The sequence below is a fragment of the Shewanella sp. SM32 genome, assembly GCF_025654235.1.
Classification (GTDB): Bacteria; Pseudomonadota; Gammaproteobacteria; order Enterobacterales; family Shewanellaceae; genus Shewanella; species Shewanella oncorhynchi.
In genome coordinates this window covers 1-517 of the sequence record NZ_JAKKRO010000189.1, presented here as the reverse complement: position 1 = coordinate 517, position 517 = coordinate 1, and the positions used below count along the sequence as shown (strand labels likewise).

The 517-nt window shown below is 42.0% G+C and carries 2 rRNA genes; both read right to left on the bottom strand.

Annotated features, from left to right (window positions below):
• Window positions 1-80 (bottom strand): 23S ribosomal RNA (locus tag L5M10_RS24125); the annotation flags it as partial.
• Window positions 81-442: 362 nt separating this feature from the next.
• Window positions 443-517: ribosomal RNA gene (locus L5M10_RS24120) — 16S ribosomal RNA — on the bottom strand; the annotation flags it as partial.

Below are 517 nucleotides of genomic sequence, written 5' to 3'. Positions count from 1 at the left end.
CAACGCTTTTCGCAAGTTACTACGTCCTTCATCGCCTCTGACTGCCAAGGCATCCACCGTATACGCTTAGTCGCTTAACCATACAACCCAAATGAGTTTCACTCACCTGCGTCGCATTGCGACCAGCTTGGTTTTACTTGTCTCACTTCTGACCAAAGAAGTGGACGCGCCTTAGACGTAAACTATTCAATAAAGAATAATTTACTATTGAATATTCAAGACACTTAATAAAGTGTTTGAGAACTCATGTTCAATGCTTGCGCATTAAACGTTTTGTAATTAATCACACGACAGACTCATGCAATTAAATACTATCAGCTTTCCAAATTGTTAAAGAACAACATCTACCTGCAAGAGGGATGTTTCGCTCTGACTTCTCGTGAGAGAAGCTAAACAAGCAATCTGTGTGAACACTCAACAAACATTAAGTTAGTCGTATAGGTAAGGAGGTGATCCAGCCCCAGGTTCCCCTAGGGCTACCTTGTTACGACTTCACCCCAGTCATGAACCACAAAGT